This window comes from Rhodoferax sp. LB1P47 (assembly GCF_056521445.1).
Window position 1 is genome coordinate 166,889 of record NZ_JBWMAU010000003.1, and the last position, 24,234, is coordinate 191,122.

Below are 24,234 nucleotides of genomic sequence, written 5' to 3' on the forward strand. Positions count from 1 at the left end.
AGGTCTTATCACCTATTTTTGACAGTTACACACTGCAAAATCGCCCCTGTTACATATTACCGGTACACAGACTATGAACCAGACTGCCAGCCGCCCCGACAAGATTTTGGTGGTCGATGACGACTCCCGCATCCGTGATCTGCTGCGCCGCTATTTGATGCAAGAAGGCTTTGAAGTGATGCTGGCCGAAGACGGCAAAGCCCTCAGCCGCATCATGCTGCGCGACACCGCCGACCTGATCGTGCTCGACCTGATGATGCCCGGCGAAGACGGTTTGAGCATTTGCCGCCGCCTGCGCGCCGCCAACGACCGCACCCCCATCATCATGCTGACCGCCAAGGGCGAAGACATCGACCGCATCGTCGGCCTGGAAGTGGGTGCCGACGACTACCTGGGCAAGCCCTTCAACCCGCGTGAGTTGCTGGCCCGCATCCACGCGGTGCTGCGCCGCCGCCCGGCCAAAGAAGCCCCAGGCGCGCCCTCTATCGACAACGAAATCATCACCTTTGGCCCGTTTTCCTTCGACCTCGGCTCGCGCACCCTGAACCGCAATGGCGAAGAACTGCCGCTGACCACCGGTGAATTTGCCATGCTCAAGGCCTTGGTGCGGCACCCGCGCCAGCCGCTGTCGCGTGAAAAACTGGCCCTGCTGGCCCGTGGCCGCGAGTTCGAGCCGTTTGACCGCAGCCTGGACGTGCAGGTGTCGCGCCTGCGCAAGCTGGTCGAGGTGGATGCCGCCGCGCCGCGCTTCATCCAGACCGTGTGGGGTGTGGGCTACGTATTTGTACCGGACGGTGCGGGCTGACCCCTTTTGCCTAAATTTCCTTCGCGTCGCGCCGCCGACGAACGACTGGGCGAACCGACCCACTTCTCCAGCGGCACCAGCCCCGCGCCGCTGGAGATGCTGCCCAACAAATCGCATCTGTCACGCCAGATGGTGGTCGTCAGCCTGTTCTGGCGCACCTTTTTTCTACTGGCCGCCCTGTTGATGGGCAGCATGCTGGCCTGGCTGTCAACCCTGCGGGCACTGGACTTCACGCCCCGCGCCGTCCAGACCGCCCAGCAAATCGCCTCGCAAGTCAACCTGAGCCGTGCCGCCCTGCTGCACGTGGATGCCATCGCCCGTGTCTCGCTGCTCAAGACCATGGCCGACACCGAGGGCGTGCGCATCACGCCACGCGAGCCCAAAGACCAGTTTCTGCCATTTGATAACGATGCCCTGAGCGAACGCGTAGCCGTAGAACTAAAAACCCTGCTAGGCCCCAGCACGGTGGTGGCACGCAGTGTGAATGGCATCAACGGCCTGTGGGTGGGGTTCCAGATCAACGGCGATGCCAACTGGCTGCAACTCGACCGCGAGCGCTTCAACCCTGGCAGCAACAAAACCTGGTTCATCTGGCTGCTGACCATCGGTGGCCTGTCGCTCACCGGGGCCGCACTGATTGCCCGGCTCATCAACCGCCCGCTCAAGCAGTTGTCGTTTGCCACCAGCCGGGTGCGCGAAGGCGACTTTGATGCCAGCCACCTGGACGAACGCGGCGTGACCGGCGAGGTGCGCGAGGTGAATATCGGCTTCAACCGCATGGCCCAAAAGCTGGCCAAGATTGAACAAGACCGCGTGGTGATGCTGGCCGGCATTTCGCACGATCTGCGCACGCCGCTGGCCCGGCTGCGGCTAGAGACCGAAATGAGCGTGGCCGACGACGATGCCCGCGACCACATGGTGGCCGACATCGAGCAGCTCGATGCCATCATCGACAAATTCCTGGACTATGCCCGCCCCGGCCACGCCAAGCTCAACCCCGTGTCGCTCAACGAGGTGTTGGAATCCAGCCTGTACGCGGTGCTGGAATACGAAGACATGCGCATCCAGCTGGCGGTGGACGATGGGCTGATGGTGCTGGCCGACGAGGTAGAGCTCGGCCGCGTCATCTCCAATCTGCTGGAGAACGCCCGCCGCTATGGCAAGTCGCCCGACACCGGCATCGCCGTGGTGGACATCGCCGCCAAGGCCCGCGACGACTGGGTGCTGCTGAAGGTACGCGACCACGGCCAGGGGGTTGACCCCGAACAGCTGAGTAGTCTGTCCAAACCCTTCTTTCGGGGCGACACTGCCCGCACCGAAGCCACGGGTGCGGGCCTGGGTCTGTCGATTGTGGACAAAGCCATCCAGCGCATGGGCGGCGAGTTTGAGCTGACCAACACCACATCGGGTGGCTTGGCGGCACATATCAAATTACAGCGCGCGATGAAATAGAAACACCCCCAGGCTGCACACTGCGTGTTTTCGCCACCCCCCTTGCAGGGGGCAACACCAGCAGCCTGGCGGAGCCAGTTCTGCGGTGTTTCTGGAAGGCTTGCTTCCTAACTTGCGTGGTGGCTTAGCGATGGTCAATATTTATATGGAAAGCGTCTTAAGCGCATATACTACCTGCGCCAGTAGCTACACTTTAAATAGCAAAACAGCCGCCCGCGCCTCGATGCTCTGGCCTAGGCCCACCGGGCCCATCTTCTCGGCCGTCTTGGCTTTGATGTTGATTTGCTCCAGCGCCAGCCCCAGCGCAGTGGCGATGCGTTCGCGCATGGCTGGGATGTGCGGCATCATCTTGGGAGCCTGGGCGATGATGGTGCTGTCGATGTTGCCGATCCGGTAGCCCTTGGCAGCCACCCGGCGCAGGGCTTCCACCAGCAGCAGCATCGAGTCCGCGCCCTGGAACTGCGGGTCGGTGTCTGAAAAATGCGTGCCGATGTCGCCCAAAGCCGCCGCTCCCAGCAGGGCATCGGTGATGGCGTGCAAGAGCGCATCGGCGTCAGAGTGGCCCAGCAGGCCCATGCTGTGCGGAATCTCCACACCACCCAAAATCAGCTTGCGGCCCGCCACCAGGGCGTGCACATCCCAACCTTCTCCAATACGAAACGGCATTAATTGGTCCTTGTAGTTAGACGGCTTTGCAGCACGGCCTCGGCCAGCGCGAAGTCTTCGGGGTAGGTTACTTTGAAATTCTGGGCGCTGCCGGGCACCAATTTAGGTTGCAAGCCCAGGGCCTCGATGGCGCTGGACTCGTCGGTGACCTCGGCCCCTGCCGACTCCAGCGCTTTGGACAGCATGCCGATGCGGAACATCTGCGGCGTTTGCGCCAGCCATTTGTCGGCCCGTGGCACGGTGGCGGCCACCCGGCCTTGCACCTCGGTCTTCAGCGTGTCCGGCAGCTTGTGGGCCAGCAGGCCTCCCACGGCATCATCCTGGCACGCATCGATCAGCGCGTTGATCTGCGCCGGGGTGATGAGGCAGCGGGCGGCATCGTGCACCAGCACCCAGTCGCTGGCCAGCGCGCCGTGGTCAAACAGATCATGCAGGCCGTTGTCCACCGACGCGGCCCGGCTGGTGCCACCACAGTCCGATACCACGCAGGGCGCACTTTGGTGCTCAAAAAAATCATCCCCCACCGCCACCACCACCAGCACATCGGCAATGCGTGGCACGCTGGCGAACGCGGCCAGGGTGTGCATCACCATAGGTTGGCCCGCCACGATTTGGTATTGCTTAGGCACATCCGGGCTGCCTGCGGCCATGGCGCGGCTGCCCACGCCGGCGCAAGGAATCAGGGCAAAGAAGCGTGGAAGCTGGGGGGGTATCGGGGAAGTGGAAGCGATAGACATGGCCTGCATTCTAAAATCAGCCCATCCACACCCCCCGCCCTCGTGCCGGGGGGTGTTTTTGCATTCCTGACACTCCACATTGCAGCTTATGGACCTCCCCAAACTCACCCCTGGCAAACGCTTCACCCTGCCCCGCCCCCAAGGCTCGGCCGACGCGGTGCTGCTGGCGCAACTGGCGCTGCGGGACAAGGCACGGGGGTCGCTGACGGCCATCGTCACGTCAGACGCGGCAGACGCACAGCGGCTGATGGACGAGATGGTGTTCTTCGCGCCCAGCCTGCGCTGCGCCCTGTTCCCAGACTGGGAGACGCTGCCCTACGACACGTTTTCGCCGCACCAGGATCTGATCAGCGAGCGCCTGGCCACCCTGTGGCGCATCAGCCAGCGCGACAAAACCACCGGGGCCGACGTGGTCATCGTGCCCGCCACCACCGCGCTGTACCGGCTGGCCCCGCCCAGCTTCATGGCGGGCTACACGTTTTTATTCAAGACCAAGCAAAAGCTCAACGAGGCCAAGCTCAAGGCCCAGTTGACGCTGGCGGGCTACAGCCATGTGACCCAGGTGGTCAGCCCCGGCGAATATGCCGTGCGCGGCGGCCTGATCGACCTGTTCCCTATGGGCAGCCCGGTGCCGTACCGGGTGGATTTGTTCGACGACGAGATTGACAGCATCCGCACCTTCGACCCCGACACCCAACGCAGCCTGTACCCGGTGCCCGAAGTGCGCCTGCTGCCCGGCCGCGAATTCCCCATGGACGACGAGGCCCGCGCCAAGTTCCGCAGCCGTTGGCGCGAACTACTGGAAGGCGACCCGACCAAGAGCCGCATCTACAAAGACATGGGCAATGGCGTGGCCACCGCCGGTATCGAGTACTACCTGCCGCTGTTTTTTGAAGAAACGGCTACGGTGTTCGACTACATCGGTGCCGATGCCACCGTGGTGCTGCACGGCGACCTGGAACCGTCGCTGCAACGCTTTTGGCAAGACACCAAGGAGCGCTACCGCTTGGTGCAGGGTGATATCGACCGCCCGGCCCTGCCGCCCGAGTCGCTGTTTCTGGCCACCGAGCAGTTCTACGCGCTGACCAACCAGCATGCCCAGCTCGCCCTGCGTAATGTGGATGTGACCAGCGACACCGGCTTCGAGCCGCTGCCTGTGCTGTCGGTGGCGCGTGGTGCCGAAGACCCGCTGACCCAGCTGAAAATGCACATCCAGCGCACCCCCCACCGGGTGCTGCTGCTGGCCGAAAGCAATGGCCGCCGCGAGAGCCTGCTGGACCTGCTGCGTGCCAGCCAGGTCAGCCCGCCCGCATTCGATTCGCTGGAAGACTTCCAGACCAGCACCGAAAAAGTCGGTATCGCCACCGCCGCGCTGAACAGCGGTTTCAGCTGGATGGCCGAGGGCATCGACTTCGTGACGGAGACCGAGCTGTTCGCCGCCGGGCCCACCACCCGCCGCCGCAAAAAGCAGGAACAGGTTAGCGATGTCGAAGCGTTGATCAAGGATTTGAGCGAATTGACGCTGGGCGACCCGGTGGTCCACTCGGCCCACGGCATTGGCCGCTACCGGGGGTTGATGCATCTGGACCTGGGCCTGGGCAAAAACGCCGATGGCAGCCCAATGCTGCAAGAGTTTTTGCACCTGGAATACGCCGACAAGGCCACGCTGTACGTGCCGGTCAGCCAGCTCCAGCACATCAGCCGCTACACCGGCGTGAGCGCCGACGAAGCCCCGCTGCACCGCCTAGGGTCAGGCCAGTGGGAAAAAGCCAAGCGCCGCGCTGCCGAACAGGTGCGCGACTCTGCGGCCGAGCTGCTCAACATCTACGCCCGCCGCGCGGCCCGCGAAGGCCACGCCTTCCGCTACTCGCCCAACGACTACGAGGTGTTTGCCAACGACTTTGGCTTTGACGAAACCCCGGACCAGGCCGCCGCCATCCACGCCGTGATCCAGGACATGATCAGCCCGCGCCCGATGGACCGGCTGGTCTGCGGCGACGTGGGCTTTGGCAAGACCGAGGTGGCCCTGCGCGCCGCCTTCATCGCCATCACCGGCGGCAAACAGGTGGCCCTGCTGGCGCCCACCACCCTGCTGGCCGAGCAGCACTACCAGACGCTGGTAGACCGCTTCGCCAAGTGGCCGGTCAAGGTGGCCGAGGTGTCGCGCTTCCGGTCCGGCAAAGAAATTACCGCCGCTCTCAAAGGCATAGCAGACGGTGGCGTGGACATTGTGGTGGGCACGCATAAGCTCTTGAGCGAATCGACCAAGTTTGCCAACCTGGGCCTGCTGATCATTGACGAAGAGCACCGTTTCGGCGTGCGCCACAAAGAGCAAATGAAGGCCCTGCGCGCAGAAATCGACGTGCTGACCCTGACCGCCACGCCCATCCCCCGCACCTTAGGGATGGCGCTGGAAGGCCTGCGCGACTTGAGCGTGATCGCCACCGCACCGCAGCGCCGCCTGGCCATCAAAACCTTTGTGCGCACCGAGGGCAATGGCGTGATCCGCGAGGCCGTGCTGCGCGAGTTGAAGCGCGGCGGCCAGGTGTACTTTTTGCACAACGAGGTGGAGACGATTGAAAACCGCCGCCAGCGGCTGGAAGAGCTGCTGCCCGAGGCCCGCATCGCCGTGGCCCACGGCCAGATGCCCGAACGCCAGCTGGAGGCCGTGATGCGCGACTTCGTGGCCCAGCGCTTCAACGTGCTGCTGTGCTCCACCATCATCGAGACCGGCATCGACGTGCCTACCGCCAACACCATCGTCATGGCCCGGGCCGACAAATTTGGCCTGGCCCAGCTGCACCAGCTGCGTGGCCGGGTGGGCCGCAGCCACCACCAGGCCTACGCCTACTTAATGGTGCCCGACCTGGAAGGCCTGACCAAGCAGGCCCAACAGCGGCTGGATGCGATCCAGAAAATGGAAGAACTCGGCTCCGGCTTCTACCTGGCCATGCACGACCTGGAGATTCGCGGTGCGGGCGAGGTGCTGGGCGAAAACCAGAGCGGCAATATGCTGGAAGTGGGCTTCCAGCTCTACAACGAGATGCTGAATGAGGCCGTGCGCTGCCTCAAGGCCGGCATCGAACCCGACCTGCTGAGTCCCCTGGGCGTGACGACTGAGATCAACCTGCACGCCCCGGCGCTGCTGCCCAACGACTACTGCGGCGATGTGCACCTGCGGCTCAGTTTTTACAAAAAACTGGCCACTGCCAAGACCACCGACCAGATCGACGCGCTGCTGGAAGAAATCGTGGACCGCTTTGGCAAGCTGCCCGCGCAGGCCCAGACCCTCATCGACGGCCACCGCCTGCGCGTGCTGGCGCGGCCCTATGGCGTGGTCAAGGTGGATGCGGCGCCCGGCGTGATCAACATCACCTTCAAAGCCAACCCGCCGATTGAGCCACTGCGCATCATCGAGCTCATCCAGAAAAACCGCCACATCAAACTGGCGGGCAATGAGAAGCTGCGGATTGAGCGGGCGCTGCCAGAGGCTTCAGCCCGGGCACAAATGGTGCGCGACGTGCTGCGCAGCCTGGGCCAGCCCCTGGTAGTAGATGCGGTGCTGGCCTAGCCAAAAACTTCCCGTTACGGTGCATACGCGCACCAATAAACACCTCTTGCGCTCGCTATGCGCCAGGGGAAGCCTTTTTTCGCCCCAATATTTGGCGCGCAACTTGCTTTGGTGCATTTGTTACCTTTTATTTCAGGATTTGCACCATGTCGGGATTTCGCAGTTTTCTAAAAAGTGGCCACTCGCCCACGCTTTTCGCTTCTTTTCTGTATTTTTCATTTTCTTGCTGCATTTGGGTGCTCAACGGCGCGATGGCACCATTCATCTCCGAAACCTTCAACCTCAGCCCCGCCCAAAAAGGCTTGATGCTGTCGATCCCCATCATGGCCGGGGCGCTGATGCGCTTTCCGCTGGGCCTGCTGTCGCAATACATCGGACGCAAAAAAGCCACGCTGGTCGAAATGGGCCTGATCATGGTGGCCATGCTGTTCGGCTTTTTCTTTGTCAAAAGCTTTAACGACCTGCTCGCTATGGGCGTGCTACTGGGCATTGCCGGAGCCAGCTTTGGCGTAGCCTTGTCGCTAGGTTCGGGCTCGTTCCCGCCCAAACACAAGGGCTTGGCGATGGGCCTGGTGGGCGCGGGCAACGTCGGCACGGCGGTATGCGTGCTGGTAGCGCCGCCGCTGGCCCAGGCCTACGGCTGGGTCGCGGTGTACGGCTTTGCAGCCGTGGCGATTGCCATCCCGATGGTGGTGATGGTGATCTACGCCCAGGAACCACCCGATCTGGACCCCCACGCCAGCTTCAAAGAGCACATTTCTTGCCTGTTTGAAAAAGACGGCTGGGCATTCAGCCTGATCTACGCCGTGACCTTCGGCGGCTTCATCGGCCTGATCACCTTCCTGCCCACCTACTACTACGACCAATTTGGTGTAAGCAAGGTGCAGGCCGGTCAACTCACCATGCTGGCAGCCTTCATGGGCGCGGCCCTGCGGGTTTTTGGCGGCTGGATCTCGGACCGCTGGGGCGGTGTCAACACCTTGAACATTGTGCTGATCACCGTAGCCGTCACGCTGGTGGCCGCCGGTCTGGCCGGTGGCTCGCTGGTGCTGACCACGCTGCTGATGATTCTGTGCTTTGCCGCCTTGGGCGCAGGCAATGGCGCACTGTTCCAGCTGGTGCCCCTGCGCTGGCCCCTAGCCACTGCGGTGGCCGGTTCGATGATTGGCGAAATTGGTGCCCTCGGCGGCGGCTTGGTGCCCAACGCGATGGGCCTGTCCAAGCAATACGCAGGCAGCTACATGTGGGGTTTCATCCTCTTTGCCGTACTGGCCGTAGTCATGCTGTTTATGTTGCGCATCATGCAAGTCCGCTGGACCCGCACCTGGGCTGAAAAGGGTGGGCGGGCGCGCAGCGCCTGAGAGCCGTGCAGCCAAAAGTGGGGGTCTGGTCCATGCCCCCGCCACCGAATGTTTCAGCGTAAATCAAGGTGTTACACAAAACCACGCGCAGCGTGTTTGATAATCACTGCATGAAAATGCTGTTCCTATGCACCACAACTGTGCCCTTCCAAAGGATGGGCACGGTCATCCCGTCTCGTTTTTGAAATGTTCAGGGCTTTCTCGACTCCTCTCCAAGACGACCAGAAGCTGCCCGAAATGGTGGCGGCCCAGACCGCCCAACGGCGCACGACGGTATTGACCGCATCGGCGAGCAAGGCCTCCCCCGGCTTGCAACCCACCGAGCGCTTCACAGTCGGCGAGCTCCCCGTGACCACCGTGCCCAACCCACCGGAACGCACGCTGCCCTTGCTGTCGGTCGATGCCCTGCGCGCCAACATCAATGCCAGTGCGCGCTCCAACGTATTGCCGCCGCACACGCTCAGCTACACCCCTTTTGGTGCACGGGCCTTCATCAGCGCTGGTACAGGCGGGCCTACCGTCCTGTTCGAGTCGGGTCTGGGTCACGGCAAAAGTGCCTGGGGCCGCATTTTTAACGAAATCAGCGCCATCACCCACGCCGTGGCCTACGACCGCGCTGGCTATGGACACAGCGAACGCTCCGACCAGCCCCGCGACGGCCTGCAAATCGTGGGCGAGCTTCGGGCCATGTTGCAAATAGAAGAAATCAAGCCGCCTTACGTGCTGGTGGGCCATTCTTTAGGCGGCACCATCGTCAAGCTATTTGCAAAAACCTATCCAGAAGAAGTGGTCGGCGTGGTGCTAGTGGACGCACGCCACGCCGAATTTGCCAAACGCTGCAAGCAAATTGGCCTGCCAAGCATGTTGTATGCCCCGCCCTCTATTTTGTTTGCGATGGCATCCGCCGCCATGCGCGGCGAGTTGGCCTCTGCAACGCTGACCGCCCGGCAGGCACGCCGGGCCGGAGACTTCCCCCCCGTCCCGCTGATCGTGCTCAGCCAGGACCGCGCCGTCAGCCGCTGGCCCGAACGCCTGGGCAAGGTATGGGATGCCAGCCAGCGCAACATGGCCAAAATGTCGCGCCTGGGCCGCATGAAAGTTGTGGAAGACAGCAGCCACAACATCCACCAGGACCAACCCGACATGGTGACCACGGCCATCCTCAGCGTCATCGCCGCCGCCCGCTACGCGCAAGCTAAAAACAAAAGCTGATTACTACTATTTTTATAGCTACTTGCGCAGATGGAATATGCGCTAGAAGCCTATTTCAATAAAAACCACCCGCCCTGCCCCGTCCAGAAACACCGCAGAACTGGCTCCGCCAGGCTGCTGGTGTTGCCCCCTGCAAGGGGGTTGGCGAAAAGTGCTTGCGCTGAGCCTGGGGGTGAGCCAATTCACTGGGACAATAAGGGGGTGACCATCCCCCATACCTTCATCCAGGAACTCATCGCCCGCGCCGACGTGGTCGAGATCGTTGGCCGCTACGTGCAGCTCAAAAAAGGCGGTGCCAACTTCATGGGCCTGTGCCCATTCCACGCGGAGAAGTCGCCCTCCTTCTCGGTCAGCCCGACCAAGCAGTTCTACCACTGCTTCGGCTGTGGCAAGAGCGGCGACGCGTTGCGCTTTTTGATGGACCACGCGGGCATGACCTTCATCGAAGCCGTGCAAGACCTGGCCCAGCAATTCGGCATGCAGATCCCCGAAGACGATGCATCCCCCCAAGACCGGGCCCGCGCTGCCGAACAAAAGCAGAAGCAAGCCACCCTGACCGACGTGCTGGAGCAGGCCTGCACCGCCTACAAAAAGCACCTGCGCGACTCGCCCCGCGCCATCGACTACTTCAAGGGCCGGGGCCTGTCGGGCGAAATCGCCAAGCAATTCGACCTGGGCTACGCACCCGAAGGATGGCGCAGCCTGGCGGGCGTGTTTCCTCGTTACGACGACCCGCTGCTGGCCGAGAGCGGCCTGGTCATCACCAGCGAAGACGATCCCGAGAAGCGCTACGACCGCTTCCGCGACCGGGTGATGTTCCCGATCCGCAACGTCAAGGGTGAATGCATCGGCTTTGGCGGCCGGGTGCTGGGCGACGACAAGCCCAAATACCTCAACTCCCCCGAAACCCCGGTCTTCAGCAAGGGCCGCGAGCTCTACGGCCTGTTCGAGGCCCGCAATGCCCTGCGCGACGCAGGTTACGCCCTGGTCACCGAAGGCTACATGGATGTGGTGGCGCTGGCGCAGCTGGGATTTCCCAACGCGGTGGCCACGCTGGGCACGGCTTGCACCACCGACCATCTGCAAAAATTATTCCGCTTCACCGATGCGGTGGTGTTCAGCTTTGACGGCGATGCGGCGGGCCGCCGCGCCGCCCGCAAGGCGCTGGACGGCGCGTTGTCGATGGCCACCGACGTGCGCAGCTGCAAATTTTTGTTCCTGCCCGCCGAGCACGACCCCGACAGCTTCATCCGCGCGCATGGCCGCGACGCGTTTGCACGTTACGTATCCGAGGCAACGCCGCTGAGCCGGTTCTTGATCGAATCCATCCGCGAAGGTTGCGAACTGCACACCGCCGAAGGCCGCTCCCTGCTGGCCAGCAACGCCAAACCGCTGTGGAGCCAGCTGCCCGAAGGCGCGCTCAAGCGCCAACTACTGGGCGAAATCGCCGACCTGGTGCAGATCAGCAGCAGCGAACTGACCGATGTATGGAGCGGCAAAGCCATCGGCAGCCGCCCCGAAGGCAAAGGTAGCAAAAAATATAGCACCCCGTACACACCCGGCAAGCGCTACGAGCCAAAACCACCCCCCATCGGCTCCGACAGCGCTGGTCGCCGTAAGCCCGCCAGCCGGGCTGACCACGCCGCCCGGCAGCTGCTGTCCAACGCTACCGGCTGGGACAGCCTGACCCACGAAGACCACGCCTTGCTGTGCGAGCTACCCCCGCCCTACGGCGCATTGTTCGTCTGGCTGGAAGCCCAGCAGCACGCGCACGGCCCGCAAGCCTGGGAGGCACTGCGCGCGGGCGTACGCGGCCAGATGTTTGAAGACCTGGCTCTGCGCCTCATGTCGGGCCCAGTGCCCAGCAACGCGCCCGAAGCGACCGAGGCCACCGAGACCGTGATCGACATGGAGGCCCTGCAAGAGCTGCGGGCCCTGCTCAATCTGATGCTAATCGACCAACTCAAGCAGCAAGAAACCGAAGCCCTGGATGCCGCCAAGTCCGATCCCTCGGCCCTGGAGCGCTACCGCACCCTGAACCGCCGCCGCCTGGAACTCACGGCCATCAAAGTAGGCTAAAAGTCCGCAAATAGGGCTTGTATTTTGGCGTTCAGGCTATAATCTAAGGCTAACTGCTTGACAAGAGCGACAGCAACACCTCCGGATACGGCCACTAGCTGCCACAGCGCGCACCGGCCACCCCACCGCAAGGACTGCCTGCAAAGATTTCTTAAAAAAATTTTGCAAATGATCGCCCGCCCATCTTGTCCGCTTTTGTGGGGGTGTATGCCTACACCGCCCGCAAAACCCGAAATTGCCCCTGCCTGCCCGTACGTTTGCCGCCGCGCACCCCAGCACCGGGTGATCCGTTTGTTTTTTGATGTCCAGAGGTCGTTTGCCCATGCCTAGCCCAAAGTCCGATAAATCCGCAAAACCCGTAGTTGCCGATGGTGCCGCCGCCGTCTCTGCCCCCAAGGTTGTGGTCAAGCCCGCGATCAAGGTCAAGGTATCCAAACTAGCCGCTGCACCAGAGGTCGTCGCCGTCGAGGCCGAAGCCGCGCCAAAACCGGTCCGCGCGCCCAAAGTCATCACCATGCCAAACGCCAAAGTCGCCGCCAAAGTCGCCGTGCCGGCCAAAACAGCCAAGGCCGCACCCGCCGCAGCCGCACCCGCCAAAGTCAAGCCCGCCGGTGCCAAGCGCGGCCCCAAGCCCAAGGGCTCCATCTCCACCGAAATCAACCTCGATGATTTGATCGAGATCGAGGAAGATCCGGTCGAAGAAGTGCCGGTTCAGCTCAGCCCCACCGGCGAGAAGATCAAGCCACTGCGCATGAAAATCAGCAAGGCCAAAGAGCGCGCGCTGATGAAGGAATTCGGCCTGGACGAAACCGTCCTGAGCGAAGAAGACCTGGCCAAGCGCCGCCTGCGCCTAAAAGCCCTGATCAAGCTCGGCAAAACCCGTGGCTACCTGACGCACGGCGAAATCTCTGACCACCTGCCCGACAAGCTGATCGACGCGGAAACAATGGAAGCGGTGATCAACACCCTGAACGACCTGGGCGTGGCGGTGTACGAACAAACGCCCGATGCCGAGTCGATGATCCTGACCAACAACGCCCCCGCCGGCAGCTCGGAAGAAGAAGCCGAAGAAGCCGCCGAAGCCGCCTTGAGCACCGTGGACAGCGAATTTGGCCGCACCACCGACCCGGTGCGCATGTACATGCGTGAAATGGGCACGGTCGAACTGCTGACCCGCGAAGGCGAAATTGAAATCGCCAAGCGCATCGAAGGCGGCCTGATGCGCATGATGGAAGCCATCAGCGCCAGCCCGGCGACGCTGGCCGAAGTGTTTACCTTGGGCGAGTCAATCCGCGACGGCAAGGTCGTCATTTCCACCATCGTGGACGGCTTCTCGAACCCCAACGAAGCCGACGATTACGTGGCCGAAGAAGACTTCGACGAATTTGACGCAGCCGACGACGACGACGGCAAGGGCGGCTCCAAGGCGCTGACCAAGAAGCTCGAAGAGCTGAAAAAAGAAGCCCTGACCCGCTTCGACACCCTGCGCGACCTGTTCGAGAAGGTCCACAAGATCTACGACAAGGAAGGCTACGGCACGCCGCACTACACCAAGGCCCAGGCGGCTTTGAGTGAAGAGCTGATGACCATCCGCTTTACCGCCAAAACCATCGAAAAGCTGTGCGATTTGCTGCGCAGCCAGGTGGACGACGTGCGCAAGAAAGAGCGCGAACTGCGCCGCATCATTGTGGACAAGTGCGGCTACCCGCAAGAGAACTTCATTGCCGATTTCAGCGGCCGTGACAAGGCGGGCAACAAAGCCGTGTCGTACCTGCTGGACCTGAAGTGGATCGAACGCCAAACCGCTGCGGGCAAGCCCTGGAGCTCCATCATGGGCCGCAACATTCCGCCCGTGCAGGATTTGCAGCAAAAGCTGACCGACCTGCAATCTCGCGTGGTGGTGCCCCTGGACGAGCTCAAGGGCATCAACAAGCGCATGAACGAAGGCGAAACCTCGTCGCGCAATGCCAAGAAGGAAATGATCGAGGCCAACTTGCGCCTGGTGATCTCTATCGCCAAAAAGTACACCAACCGGGGCCTGCAGTTCCTGGACTTGATCCAGGAAGGCAACATCGGCCTGATGAAGGCGGTGGACAAATTTGAATACCGCCGGGGCTACAAGTTCTCCACCTACGCCACGTGGTGGATTCGCCAGGCCATCACGCGTTCGATCGCCGACCAGGCACGCACCATCCGTATACCGGTGCACATGATCGAAACCATCAACAAGATGAACCGCATCAGCCGCCAGCACTTGCAAGAGTTTGGTTTTGAGCCCGATGCCTCCATCCTGGCCGAGCGCATGGAGATCCCGGAAGACAAGATCCGCAAGATCATGAAGATCGCCAAAGAGCCGATCTCCATGGAAACGCCGATTGGCGATGATGACGACAGCCACCTGGGTGACTTCATCGAAGACGGTGCCAACACCGCGCCCATCGAAGCCGCCATGCAAGCCGGTCTGCGCGATGTCGTGAAGGACATCCTCGACAGCCTGACCCCGCGCGAAGCCAAGGTGCTGCGCATGCGCTTCGGCATCGAGATGAGCACCGACCACACACTGGAAGAAGTGGGTAAGCAGTTCGACGTGACCCGCGAACGCATCCGCCAAATAGAAGCCAAGGCACTGCGCAAGCTGAAGCACCCCAGCCGCAGTGACAAGCTGCGCAGTTTCATCGACACTCTGTAAGTCAGCCAACTCCAAACGCCCCCGCCTGCCAACGCAGCTGGGGGCTTTTTTATGCATAAAATCGACTTCTACCGCATATTCCACCAGCGCAAGCAGCTATGAAAACAGTAGTAACCCAATCTCCCCCGCTCCCCGCACTCTGGGTAGCCTGCCTGTGCGCCGACTGGTGCGGGAGCTGCCGCGACTACCAGCAGCGCTTCGAGCAGGTGGGGCGCACGTTTGCCGGTGCGCAATTTGTCTGGGTGGATATTGAAGACCAGGCGGATCTGGTGGACCCCATCGAGGTGGACAACTTCCCTACCGTGCTGGTGGTGGTGGACGGTGCAGTGCGCTTTTTTGGCAGCATTACGCCGCAAACTGAGACGCTGCAACGGCTGGTGCAGGCGCAACTGGAAGCCCCTGCGGTATCCCCCGCCAACACGGCTGTGGCCGCACTGGCACAGCGATTACGGGGCTAGTACAGCGTCGTCCGCCTCGTCACGGCCTTGCGCAAGGTAGTGCTGCACCAAGGCAAAGAACCGGTCGTAAAACTTTTCACTGGATACGGTTTCGCTGCCCACCCGGACCATCGCATCGTTGCTGGAGCTCACCGGTACCGACACCGAGCCCAGCGCACCTACGCCCAGACTGGCCGAGGTATTGCTCTTTTTGAGGGCGTAGCGGTCTTGTAGCGCGGTGACAAAGCCCAGGCTGAGCTTGCCGTCCCGGCTCTCGGACGCGCAGACCACGCGGATGTCCATTTGCACATGGATTTCGTTTTCGGGCTGGAAGTTCTTTTGGCCCTGCACCAGCTCCTTGGCGGCAGTGGAGATCACATAGCCCTGGCTCAACAAGGCGCGCCGGGCCGCTTCGCAGGTGTCGGCCGGGCTGGCATCGAACATGCGCGAGTACTTGCCCGCCGAGTTGAACTCTTCTTGCTGGGCAATCGGCTTCATGGCGGTGCTGCAACCCGCCCCGCACGCGGCCACCAACAGGCAACATAGGCTAGCGCGCATCGTCAATCTTCGGGAAGGTCATAGACCGTGTCCGACCCGGACAGCACCGACAAGTTCAAAGGCCGCACCGCCCCCATCCACATCGCAAAATCGCGGTGGTCGATCAGATCGTTGCCCGTGATGGGGTGGATGAACACCACCAGACCGCGCCGGTGCATTGCAAGCCAGGGCACCAGCTCGGCAAACACCGTTGGTGCGAAGGCCAGCTGGCAGCTGCCGTCCGGGTGCGGGCCGACCGGACCAGGGTGGACCCGGCCCATCACTAGTTTGAAGCGGCTGGCGGCCTCCAGGCACAGGGCCCGGCCCTGCTCCAGCGTAGCCGTATCAAAGTAGACATGGGCGTGGAAGCCCTTGATACGGCTGCTGTCGCTCATGGGGCGCGGTGCAGGCGCGGGCTGGCCAGGGCGACCACTTGCTCGTTGATGGCGGTGTCCACGTTGGGATGCCGCGCCGGGGCACTGGGCAGCTGCAGCAAGACGCGCAGCTGGCCCACGTCTTTGGCGCTGGGGGCGGCCTTGATTTGGGCAATGGCGGCCTGGGCGTTGCCGGTACGGATCACGGCCAGCATTTTGGTGACCCATTCGCTGGGCCCGGATTTGTGTTTGGACATACGTCTATTTTGTCACCATGCAAAAACGACAACGCCGCGTAGACGGCCCGAAGGCCCGCCTACGCGGCGTTGTGGCTTACGAAGAGCGTAAGAGGGCTTAGCCTTGGCGGGCGCGCTTACCGGGGTTCTTCTTGCTACGGGTCGCGACACCGCGCTCCAGGCTGCGCTTTTGGCCACGGCTGACGGGGCTGGCGTAGCCGGGCATGGGCGTGGGCTTGGGGGAAGCGCGACGTTCTGCTTCGGTACGGGGTTCTTGTGCCATTTTGAAATTACTCCATTGAAAATTAGAAAACCCGCAATTAGGCCACAACCGCGAAGGCGATTTCCCCAATTACCGGTTTAAATTGAAATTAGCCTGCTGCTGCCTCGTCCATCGCCTGGCACGAAGGTGCGCACACGGCTTGCGATTTGCCCAGCACTTTACGGGTGCCCATGAGGGAGCGGGTACGGTGTTTACCGCACAAAAAGCACGACATGGTAGCGCCGCCAAAGGATGCCGCAGCCGCAAAAGGGGAACCAGAGGCTTTGGACTTGTAACGCAGGCCGTCGGCCAGCATGGCAGTTTTAGAATCAGCTTTCGCCATGGATAGTGCCTTTGTTGTGTGCCAACCTACGAGGTTTGGCAAGGAAATAATTCGCCATACGGCAGAATTGAAGGCTGCATTATCCTCTTGATCCGCATGCATCCAAGCAAAGCCGGTGTATACCGTGGGTTACCCGGGGTTGTTTTATCCTCAACTTGAAGGATGTTTTTCCTGCCAAGCGATTGACAGCTGCATAACAGTACATCTTAATTGCTATTATTTTAATAGCAATTAACGCAATTCAATCAAACGCTACAGCCTTGTTTCACCCTATATTTCGCCATGCCAATACTCCGGCACGCTGGGCATAGCGCACGCGGGCATCCAAGGCCTCCACCTGCACCCGTGCCGGGCGCCCGCCGTAGACGGCCGCCGCCAGCCAGTCGCACTCCTGTTGCAAGGCGGCCTCGTCATTTAGCCGGGTGTGCCACACCTTGTGGGTCGCATCCCAGCGGTAACCGCGTTCTTTCAACGCATCTTTGGCGTCAAACGGTGCGCCGGTGGCCTGCAAGCGCAAGCGGGTACCCTCAGCGGCGGCCAGCAGATGCGCCAGGCCGCTATGACCGGCCACGGGCATGGGGGCTTGCAGCACGGCCAGCAGGGCATGGCAGTCCATCTCTGCCCGGTGTGCGTCGTAGAACAGGCCCAGGTCCAATGCCAGGGCAGTGAGCTTGGCGGAGTCACGGCCCTCCTGCTTCCAGTCGATATCGGCAAACGAGCAGGCCCAGGCCTTGGTGGCAAACGCGGGCAGGCGGGCTTCGACAAACGGACGGTCAAAACCGGCGTTGTGCGCCACCACCAGGTCTACACCATCCAGCAGCTCGGCGATGCGGGCCTCATCCAGCGCCTGGCCCGCCACCATGCTGTCGTCGATGCCGGTGATCTTGCGGGCGATGTCAGGGATGGGCTGGCCGGGGTCTTCCAGGCCGTCGTACACCTGCACGCTGCCGCAGGGCAGACCGGTGGCGGTGTCGATATCGACGCGCAGCAGGGCCAGCTCAATGATCTTGTCGCGGCCGTGCTCCAGGCCGGTAGTTTCGGTGTCCAGCACCAGCAGGCGTTGGATGCCCTGGGCAGGCACGGCGGTGAATTGCAACTGCGGCACCAGACGGCGCAAGACACGGTAGTCAGGGTTTTTTTCGAGTTGCTGCGCCAGGGCTTCGGTGTCTATCGCCACGGGCACCACGGCCATCGACACCACGGCGACAGGCACAGGCGGCAGAACTACCGCTGCGGGGGGGATTGCCACAGCCGGGGACTCGGCAAACAACAGGCTGAGTTGCTGTTGCGCATCGGCCACCAGGGGCTTGTGTTTACGGGGCGATTTGGCCGGGGAAGAAGGCATCGAATAACGCACAAAAGGAAAAGGTCGCGAGTGTACGCGCCCTACCCTCTGTGCGCGTCCTAGCCGCGCCCGGCCAGCACAATCGCCTCGCGCGATAAGCCGTCTATCTTGCCGGTGATGCCGGTCAGCACGTTGGCTACCACGGCAAATTCACGGCCGAATTGACCTGCGCGGGCGGCGATCACCAAGGCGTTAAAGCTCACCACCTTGGCTTCGCGGGCGACGTTCTGGATGTCGCTGACGATGCCGGTCAGCTCGCGCATCATGTGGTCGGATTTGTTTTTACTGATTTCATCGAACACGGTGGTGGCTTTGTTCAGCGCATCCAGCACCGAGTCGGTGTGCGCGACCACCTGGGCCACCGATTCGGCCTGGCGGCGGTCGCGTTGGGCGATGTGCTCCAAGGCAGTGCGCACCAGCTTGGAGAATGCCTGGATGCTGCCGCCCACGCCCTGCACATCGTGGTACACGGCCTCTACTTTGCGGGCATTGGTATCGTCCAGCTTTTTGGGCACTTGCAGTAGCGTCGCTTGGCTTTCGTTGAACAGGGCCAGGGTGCGTTCGGCGGCCTGCAACTGGGCTTTATCGCCCTGCAAGGCCAATACCGTTTGCAACACCATGCGCTGCGACAGCATGCGCTGGCGGGCCGCCATGTTGACGATGGAGATGCCCGTATGCGCGGGCATGGTGGTGGCCAAAGACCGGGGGCTTGGGTGCATGGATACCTCCTTAAACAGCCTAGACAAAATTTAGTAATGTCCATGATGCAAATCCCATGCCACCGTTACATAAGGTTACGAAAACTCCTCGGTATCCACTTCGGATTGCGACTGCGCGTTATAGCGACCGGCGGTGATGGCTTGGGGGGCCATGAGCGCGTCCAGGTGGGCCAGGGTTTCTGGCGACAAAACCACATCGGCAGCTGCCAGGTCCTCCATCAGATGGGCCAGGCTGGTGGTGCCGGGGATGGGCAGGATGTGCTCACCCTGGTGCAGCAACCAGGCAATGGCCAGCTGGGGCAGGGTGCAACCGGCATCCGTGGCGATGGCCTGTAGGCGGGGCAGCAGGCGCAGGTTGGCGGCGTAGTGGTCGGGGGCAAAGCGGGGCATGCTGCGGCGGATGTCTTTGGCATCCAGCGTGGCCACGTCGGTCAGCGTGCCGGTCAAAAAGCCGCGCGCCACCGGGCTAAAGGCGACGAAGGCGATGCCCAGCTCTTTGCAGGCTTGCAGTACCGCGATCTCGGGGTTGCGGGTCCACAACGAATACTCGGTTTGCAGCGCGGTAATGGGGTGCACGGCGTGGGCTTTGCGCAGAGTGCTGGCGGATACCTCGGACAGGCCGATGGTTTGCACCTTGCCCTGGCGCACCAGGTCGGACAGCGCGCCCACGCTGTCTTCGATGGGTACGGTTTTGTCCCAGCGGTGCAGGTAGTACAGGTCGATTACGTCGGTGCGCAGACGGCGTAAGGCTTCTTCGCAGGTGCGCTGGAGGGTGGCGGGGCGGCCATCAATGACGCGCTTGCCGTCTACACCGGTCATGCCGCATTTGCTGGCCAAAGTGAATTGGTGGCGGTGCCTGGACAGCACTTTGCCGACCAAATCTTCGTTCGCGCCAAAGCCGTACAGGGCTGCGGTGTCGAACAGGGTGACTCCCCGGTCCAGGGCCTGCATCAGCACCGCTTCGCCCTGCTCTGCCGATACCGGCGCACCGTAGGCATGGCTGAGGTTCATGCAGCCCAGGCCGATGGCCGACACGGTAAAAGGGCCGAGGGCACGTGTTTTCATAGTCAAAAGTCCTTCTAGCGCTTATTAAACATGCGCATGCAGCTATATTTTTAATAGTAAATCAAACAACCGCTTCTTCGGGCGTGAGCACCGGGCCGGTGCCGCTGAAGCGCTCCAGCGTGAGGTAGATCACCGGGGTGATGAACAGCGTGATGGCCTGCGAGAACACCATGCCGCCGACCACCGCCAGGCCCAACGGCTGGCGCAGCTCGGCACCGGCACCCAGGCCCAGGGCGATGGGCAGCGCGCCCATCAGTGCAGCCAAGGTGGTCATCATGATGGGGCGGAAGCGCAGGATGCAGGCCTCGCGGATGGCCTGCTCGGGGGTCATGCCCTGGTGGCGCTGCGCGTCCAGCGCAAAGTCGATCATCATGATGGCGTTCTTTTTGACGATGCCGATCAGCAGCACGATGCCGATGGTGGCGATCAGCGTCAAATCTTGCCCAAACAACATCAGCGTAGCCAGCGCGCCCACCGCTGCCGACGGCAGCCCGGCCAGGATGGTCAGCGGGTGGATGTAGCTCTCGTACAGCACACCCAGCAGCACGTAGATGACCAGCAAGGCCGCCAGCACCAGCACCATCTGGCTGCCCTGCGAACTTTGGAACACCGCCGCGTCGCCGCCGTAGCTGGTGATGATGCTGCTGGGCAGGTTGATGGCCCGGCTGGCCTCGGTGATGCGGGCGGTGGCGGCGCCCAGGGCCGCGCCGGGGGCCAGGTTGAACGACACCGTCACCGCCTGCAACTGGCCCACGTGGTTGATCGAGGTGGGCCCCACCGTGCGGGTCACGGTGGTAAAGCTGCTCAGAGGCACCAGCGTGCCGTTGCTGGAGCGCACGTATATGCCGCCCAGGGCCCGCTCGTCCTGCTTGGCCTCGGGGGTCACTTCCATGATTACCTGGTAGCTGTCGGTGGGCAGGTAGATGGTGGACACCTGGCGCTCGCCAAACGCGTTGTACAGCGCGGTGCGGATGCTGTCGATGGACACGCCCAGGGTGTTGGCGGCGTCGCGGTCGATCTTGAGCTGGGCGATCAGGCCGCGCAGCTGGGCATCGCTGGTGACATCTCGAAACAACGGGTCGCCGCGCAACTGCTCCTGCAACTGGGTGGCCCAGGTGTTGAGCTCATCGGCCTTGATGCTTTGCAAAATGTACTGGTACTGCGCCTTGCTCTGGCGGCCCCCGAGTTGCAGGTTTTGCACCGGGCGCATGAACACGTTGATACCGGCCACGCCACGCAGCTTCTTGCGCAGGCCCTCCACCACCTCTTTCATCTTCGGCCGCTCGCTTTGCGGTTTGAGGTTGATGAACATGCGGCCGCTGTTCTGGGCGTTATTGCCGCCGTTGAACGAGCTGACGGTAAGCACACTGGGGTCCGCCCGCACGATGGCGGCGGCACGCTCTTGCAGCGCCACCATAGCGGGGAAAGAGATGTCTTCGGATGCCTCGGTGGTGACCTGGATCTGGCCGATGTCTTCTTCGGGGAAGAAGCCCTTGGGGATCACGATGGCCAGCCAGATGGTGGCCACAAACGTGGCCAGCGCCAACAGCAGCACCAGCTTGCGGTAGCGCAACGCGGCATCCAGCCAACGGGTGTAGCCGGCCAGAAATTTGTCGAACCCCACCTCGAAAGAGTGGACGATGCGGCCCGGCGGCTTTTTGTGGGTTTCGTCACTCAAAAAGCGGCTGGCCAGCATGGGCACCAGGGTCAGCGACACAAAGGCCGACACCACGATGGACAAGCCCACCACCACCGCAAATTCATGGAACAGCAGGCCGATCACACCGGGCATGAAGAAGATCGGGATGAACACCGCAATCAGCGAGGTAGACATGGACACAATTGTGAAGCCCACCGCCCGCGAACCGCGCAGCGCGGCCTGGAACGGTGGCTCGCCGTTTTCGATGCGGCGGATGATTTCCTCCAGCACCACAATCGCGTCGTCCACCACCAGGCCCACGGCCAAGGTGAGGCCCAGCAGGGAGATGTTGTCCAGGCTGTAGTTCATGCCCCACAGCAAGGCCACCGCACCCACCAGCGATACCGGCAGCGACAAGGCCGGGATCACCGTGGCCACAAAGCGGCGCAGGAACAAAAAGATCACCAACACCACCAACACCACCGTACCCACCAGGGTGAGGGACACGTCGTGCAGCGCTTCGCGCACCGACTTGGAGCGGTCGTTCACCGGGGTCATCTTGATCGACTGCGGCATCTGCGCCTGCAAGCCGGGCAAGGCGGCCAGCACCTTATCGACCACCTGCACTGTGTTGGCACCGGGCTGGCGCTGTATGGCCAGAGTGATGGAGGGCTCGCCGTTCAGGGTGGCCCAGCTTTTCAGGGTTTCCAGGCTGTCTTCCACGGTGGCCACGTCGCGCAAGCGCACCGGGTTGCCGCCCTTGGTACTGACGATCAGGTTGGCGAAACCGGCGGCATCTTGGAGTTGGCGGTTGGCTTGCAGCACCAGGGTTTGGTTGGGGCCGTCCAGCGTGCCCACGGGGGTGTTGACATTGGCGGACTTGAGGGCGCTGCTGAGCTCGTCCAGCCCGATATTGCGCGCCGCCAGGGCCTGCGGATTGACCCGCACCCGCACGGCAAAACGCTTGGCGCCAAACACATTCACCTGGGCCACGCCTTGGATGGTCGAGAAGGTGGGCGAGATCAGGTGCTCGGCAAAGTCTTGCAGGTCGGCCGGGGCCAGCGAGGGCGAGGTCATGGCCACCAGCAAAATCGGCGCGTCGGCCGGGTTCACCTTGCGGTACGACGGCGGGTTGCTCATGTCGTCGGGCAGGGAGCGCTGGGCCCGCAGCAGCGCGGCCTGCACATCCACTGCCGCCGCGTCGATGTTGCGGCCCTCGTCGAATTCCAGCGTCAGCGAGGTGCTGCCCAAGGTGCTGGTGGAGCTGATGGTTTTCAGCCCCGGCACGGTCTGGAACTGCTTCTCCAACGGCAGCGCCACCGAGGTAGCCATAGTTTCGGGGCTGGCCCCGGCCAGGCTGGCCGAGACGTTGATCACCGGCGTGTCGTAACTGGGCAGCGCCGCCACCGGAATACTGCGAAAGCCAATCACCCCGGCCAGCACGATGGCCAGGTTCAGCAGCACCGTCATCACCGGACGGCGGATAAAGAGTTCAGAGAAGTTCATGGTGCAGCCGACTTCGAGGCTGCGCTGCCAGGGGCGCTGGCCGACTTTTGCGGGCCGGGGGCCCGCTCTACCACCCGTGCCCCGGGGCGCAGGTTCTGCTTGCCGTCTAGCACCACCACATCGCCCGCCTGGATGCCGGTGACGGCCGCATCCAGCCCTTGGGCATACACCTGTTGCACCGGCTTGGACACAGCCTTGCCGTCTTCCACGGTGTAGACCACCGTGCCGCGTGCGCCCTGGATCAGCGCCGCCTGCGGCACCACAACTGCGTCTTTGAGCGTGCTGACGGTTTGCGCCACCTCCACAAATGCGCCGGGCCAGAGTTTGCCGTCGGGGTTGGCAAACACCGCCTTGGCCTTGACCGTACCCGAGCTGGCATCGATCTGGTTGTCTACAAACTGCAGCCGCCCTTTAAACACGCCGCCATTGTCGGCCAGCGTGGCCGTGACCGCCGCGCCGCCGCCTTTGAGGGCCGCCAGGGCATCGCCTAGGTTGCGCTGCGGCAGGCTGTAGGCCACTGCCATCGGATCGAGCTGGGTGATGGTGACCAAGTTAGTCACATTGGCCTGCACCACGCTGCCCGCAGACACCGGCACCAGCCCGGCGCGCCCGGTGTTGGGGGCGGTGATGCGGCCATACGACAGCGCCACGCGGCTGGCATCAATGGCGGCCTGGTCGGCGGCGATGGTGGCCACCAGGCCGTCCACCCCGGCCTGGGCGGTGTCCAGTGCGCCTTGCGAAATGAAGTTTTTGGCTAGCAGGTCTTGGCTGCGGGCCAGTTGGCGCTGCGCATCGGCCAGCGCAGCGTTGTCTTTGGCCAACTGGGCGCGGGCCTTGGCGGCGTTGGCCTCGTCGGTGCGGCTATCCAGGCTGAACAGCAGCTGCCCGGCCTTGACGAACTGGCCCTCCTCGATATGCACCTTGGCCACCACGCTGGTTACCTGGGCGCGCACATCCACACTGGTCAGGGCGGTGACCGTGCCGGTGGCCTTGAGCAGCACCGGCATATCGCGCTGCTGGGCCTTGGTGGTGGTGACATTGACCGGCGCACCCGCACCGGATGCCGCCCCTGCGGGCGTAGATGCCGCAGATGCCCCCGCAGCAGGCGCGGCCACGTCGGACTTGCCAGAGCAGCCCCACAACCCCAAGGCCACCAGGCCGCAGGCAAAATTCAAAACAAGGGGAGCTGTCTTCATGGT

General features: G+C 62.6%; 21 protein-coding genes. 8 read left to right on the forward strand and 13 right to left on the reverse strand.

Annotated features, from left to right (window positions below):
* Positions 1-73: 73 nt before the first annotated feature.
* Both ompR and AC0969_RS06275 read left to right on the forward strand, forming a co-directional pair.
* Positions 74-805, forward strand: coding sequence for an osmolarity response regulator transcription factor OmpR (gene ompR / locus AC0969_RS06270; RefSeq protein ID WP_479623278.1), 732 nt, complete (start codon positions 74-76; stop codon positions 803-805).
* Positions 806-901: 96 nt separating this feature from the next.
* The gene (locus AC0969_RS06275) at positions 902-2,257 is read left to right on the forward strand and encodes an ATP-binding protein (protein WP_479623357.1); all 1,356 of its coding nucleotides are present in this window, start codon (positions 902-904) and stop codon (positions 2,255-2,257) included.
* Positions 2,258-2,443: 186 nt separating this feature from the next.
* Here AC0969_RS06275 and ispF read toward each other — a convergent pair whose 3' ends face one another.
* Together ispF and ispD are read right to left on the reverse strand one after the other, a co-directional pair.
* Positions 2,444-2,923 (reverse strand): 2-C-methyl-D-erythritol 2,4-cyclodiphosphate synthase, encoded by a 480-nt coding sequence (ispF, locus tag AC0969_RS06280; RefSeq protein ID WP_479623279.1) that lies wholly within the window; start codon positions 2,921-2,923, stop codon positions 2,444-2,446.
* Entirely contained in the window at positions 2,923-3,660 is a 738-nt protein-coding gene (gene ispD / locus AC0969_RS06285; protein WP_479623280.1) for a 2-C-methyl-D-erythritol 4-phosphate cytidylyltransferase, read from the reverse strand. The genes ispF and ispD overlap by 1 nt, the downstream gene beginning before the upstream one ends.
* Before the next feature lie 88 nt (positions 3,661-3,748).
* On the opposite strand from ispD, the gene mfd reads away from it, so the two are divergent.
* On the forward strand, positions 3,749-7,231 hold the full coding sequence (gene mfd, locus AC0969_RS06290; protein WP_479623281.1) for a transcription-repair coupling factor: 3,483 nt from the start codon (positions 3,749-3,751) through the stop codon (positions 7,229-7,231).
* 127 nt (positions 7,232-7,358) lie between these two features.
* Here mfd and AC0969_RS06295 read toward each other — a convergent pair whose 3' ends face one another.
* Complete coding sequence (locus tag AC0969_RS06295; RefSeq protein ID WP_479623282.1) at positions 7,359-7,496, reverse strand: hypothetical protein; 138 nt, start codon at positions 7,494-7,496, stop codon at positions 7,359-7,361.
* On the opposite strand from AC0969_RS06295, the gene AC0969_RS06300 reads away from it, so the two are divergent.
* The 5 genes from AC0969_RS06300 to AC0969_RS06320 all read left to right on the forward strand — a co-directional run bounded on the left by AC0969_RS06300 (position 7,483) and on the right by AC0969_RS06320 (position 15,030).
* Positions 7,483-8,592, forward strand: coding sequence for an MFS transporter (locus tag AC0969_RS06300; RefSeq protein ID WP_479623283.1), 1,110 nt, complete (start codon positions 7,483-7,485; stop codon positions 8,590-8,592). The two genes, AC0969_RS06295 and AC0969_RS06300, sit on opposite strands and share 14 nt — an antisense overlap.
* 186 nt (positions 8,593-8,778) lie before the next feature.
* On the forward strand, positions 8,779-9,804 hold the full coding sequence (locus AC0969_RS06305; protein WP_479623284.1) for an alpha/beta fold hydrolase: 1,026 nt from the start codon (positions 8,779-8,781) through the stop codon (positions 9,802-9,804).
* Between the two features lie 201 nt (positions 9,805-10,005).
* Complete coding sequence (gene dnaG, locus AC0969_RS06310) at positions 10,006-11,883, forward strand: DNA primase (protein ID WP_479623285.1); 1,878 nt, start codon at positions 10,006-10,008, stop codon at positions 11,881-11,883.
* Positions 11,884-12,205: 322 nt separating this feature from the next.
* Positions 12,206-14,572 (forward strand): RNA polymerase sigma factor RpoD, encoded by a 2,367-nt coding sequence (gene rpoD, locus AC0969_RS06315; protein ID WP_479623286.1) that lies wholly within the window; start codon positions 12,206-12,208, stop codon positions 14,570-14,572.
* A 98-nt stretch (positions 14,573-14,670) separates the two neighbouring features.
* Entirely contained in the window at positions 14,671-15,030 is a 360-nt protein-coding gene (locus tag AC0969_RS06320) for a thioredoxin family protein (protein WP_479623287.1), read from the forward strand.
* On the opposite strand, the gene AC0969_RS06325 is transcribed toward AC0969_RS06320, so the two are convergent.
* The 10 genes from AC0969_RS06325 to AC0969_RS06370 form a co-directional block, all read right to left on the reverse strand.
* Positions 15,019-15,567, reverse strand: a complete 549-nt coding sequence (locus AC0969_RS06325; protein ID WP_479623288.1) for a DUF2242 domain-containing protein — start codon at positions 15,565-15,567, stop codon at positions 15,019-15,021. The two genes, AC0969_RS06320 and AC0969_RS06325, sit on opposite strands and share 12 nt — an antisense overlap.
* Before the next feature lie 2 nt (positions 15,568-15,569).
* Positions 15,570-15,941 (reverse strand): DOPA 4,5-dioxygenase family protein, encoded by a 372-nt coding sequence (locus AC0969_RS06330; RefSeq protein WP_479623289.1) that lies wholly within the window; start codon positions 15,939-15,941, stop codon positions 15,570-15,572.
* The gene (locus tag AC0969_RS06335) at positions 15,938-16,177 is read right to left on the reverse strand and encodes a hypothetical protein (RefSeq protein WP_479623290.1); all 240 of its coding nucleotides are present in this window, start codon (positions 16,175-16,177) and stop codon (positions 15,938-15,940) included. The genes AC0969_RS06330 and AC0969_RS06335 overlap by 4 nt, the downstream gene beginning before the upstream one ends.
* 97 nt (positions 16,178-16,274) lie before the next feature.
* The gene (locus AC0969_RS06340; protein ID WP_479623291.1) at positions 16,275-16,439 is read right to left on the reverse strand and encodes a hypothetical protein; all 165 of its coding nucleotides are present in this window, start codon (positions 16,437-16,439) and stop codon (positions 16,275-16,277) included.
* Between the two features lie 88 nt (positions 16,440-16,527).
* Positions 16,528-16,761 carry a hypothetical protein gene (locus AC0969_RS06345; RefSeq protein ID WP_295954953.1) on the reverse strand — a complete coding sequence of 78 codons (234 nt, stop codon included), beginning with the start codon at positions 16,759-16,761 and terminating at the stop codon, positions 16,528-16,530.
* Between the two features lie 265 nt (positions 16,762-17,026).
* Complete coding sequence (locus AC0969_RS06350) at positions 17,027-18,106, reverse strand: 3'-5' exonuclease (RefSeq protein ID WP_479623292.1); 1,080 nt, start codon at positions 18,104-18,106, stop codon at positions 17,027-17,029.
* A 59-nt stretch (positions 18,107-18,165) separates the two neighbouring features.
* Positions 18,166-18,825: a type IV pili methyl-accepting chemotaxis transducer N-terminal domain-containing protein gene (locus tag AC0969_RS06355; protein WP_479623293.1), complete on the reverse strand. Its 660-nt coding sequence runs from the start codon at positions 18,823-18,825 to the stop codon at positions 18,166-18,168.
* A gap of 75 nt (positions 18,826-18,900) precedes the next feature.
* Positions 18,901-19,890, reverse strand: a complete 990-nt coding sequence (locus AC0969_RS06360) for an aldo/keto reductase (protein WP_479623294.1) — start codon at positions 19,888-19,890, stop codon at positions 18,901-18,903.
* A 61-nt stretch (positions 19,891-19,951) separates the two neighbouring features.
* The gene (locus AC0969_RS06365; RefSeq protein WP_479623295.1) at positions 19,952-23,035 is read right to left on the reverse strand and encodes an efflux RND transporter permease subunit; all 3,084 of its coding nucleotides are present in this window, start codon (positions 23,033-23,035) and stop codon (positions 19,952-19,954) included.
* Positions 23,032-24,231 (reverse strand): efflux RND transporter periplasmic adaptor subunit, encoded by a 1,200-nt coding sequence (locus AC0969_RS06370; RefSeq protein WP_479623296.1) that lies wholly within the window; start codon positions 24,229-24,231, stop codon positions 23,032-23,034. Before AC0969_RS06370 ends, AC0969_RS06365 begins: the two co-directional genes overlap by 4 nt.
* Positions 24,232-24,234: the final 3 nt, after the last annotated feature.

Coding starts and splice junctions, on each gene's coding strand:
- ompR (WP_479623278.1), top strand. CDS start 74: ATGAACCAGACTGCCAGCCGCCCCGACAAGATTTTGGTGGTCGATGAC.
- mfd (WP_479623281.1), top strand. CDS start 3,749: ATGGACCTCCCCAAACTCACCCCTGGCAAACGCTTCACCCTGCCCCGC.
- AC0969_RS06340 (WP_479623291.1), bottom strand. CDS start 16,439: ATGGCACAAGAACCCCGTACCGAAGCAGAACGTCGCGCTTCCCCCAAG.
- AC0969_RS06320 (WP_479623287.1), top strand. CDS start 14,671: ATGAAAACAGTAGTAACCCAATCTCCCCCGCTCCCCGCACTCTGGGTA.
- AC0969_RS06300 (WP_479623283.1), top strand. CDS start 7,483: ATGGCACCATTCATCTCCGAAACCTTCAACCTCAGCCCCGCCCAAAAA.
- AC0969_RS06330 (WP_479623289.1), bottom strand. CDS start 15,941: ATGAGCGACAGCAGCCGTATCAAGGGCTTCCACGCCCATGTCTACTTT.
- rpoD (WP_479623286.1), top strand. CDS start 12,206: ATGCCTAGCCCAAAGTCCGATAAATCCGCAAAACCCGTAGTTGCCGAT.
- ispD (WP_479623280.1), bottom strand. CDS start 3,660: ATGTCTATCGCTTCCACTTCCCCGATACCCCCCCAGCTTCCACGCTTC.
- AC0969_RS06350 (WP_479623292.1), bottom strand. CDS start 18,106: ATGCCTTCTTCCCCGGCCAAATCGCCCCGTAAACACAAGCCCCTGGTG.
- AC0969_RS06360 (WP_479623294.1), bottom strand. CDS start 19,890: ATGAAAACACGTGCCCTCGGCCCTTTTACCGTGTCGGCCATCGGCCTG.
- AC0969_RS06345 (WP_295954953.1), bottom strand. CDS start 16,761: ATGGCGAAAGCTGATTCTAAAACTGCCATGCTGGCCGACGGCCTGCGT.
- ispF (WP_479623279.1), bottom strand. CDS start 2,923: ATGCCGTTTCGTATTGGAGAAGGTTGGGATGTGCACGCCCTGGTGGCG.
- AC0969_RS06305 (WP_479623284.1), top strand. CDS start 8,779: ATGTTCAGGGCTTTCTCGACTCCTCTCCAAGACGACCAGAAGCTGCCC.
- AC0969_RS06365 (WP_479623295.1), bottom strand. CDS start 23,035: ATGAACTTCTCTGAACTCTTTATCCGCCGTCCGGTGATGACGGTGCTG.
- AC0969_RS06275 (WP_479623357.1), top strand. CDS start 902: ATGCTGCCCAACAAATCGCATCTGTCACGCCAGATGGTGGTCGTCAGC.
- AC0969_RS06325 (WP_479623288.1), bottom strand. CDS start 15,567: ATGCGCGCTAGCCTATGTTGCCTGTTGGTGGCCGCGTGCGGGGCGGGT.
- AC0969_RS06355 (WP_479623293.1), bottom strand. CDS start 18,825: ATGCACCCAAGCCCCCGGTCTTTGGCCACCACCATGCCCGCGCATACG.
- AC0969_RS06370 (WP_479623296.1), bottom strand. CDS start 24,231: ATGAAGACAGCTCCCCTTGTTTTGAATTTTGCCTGCGGCCTGGTGGCC.
- AC0969_RS06335 (WP_479623290.1), bottom strand. CDS start 16,177: ATGTCCAAACACAAATCCGGGCCCAGCGAATGGGTCACCAAAATGCTG.
- AC0969_RS06295 (WP_479623282.1), bottom strand. CDS start 7,496: ATGAATGGTGCCATCGCGCCGTTGAGCACCCAAATGCAGCAAGAAAAT.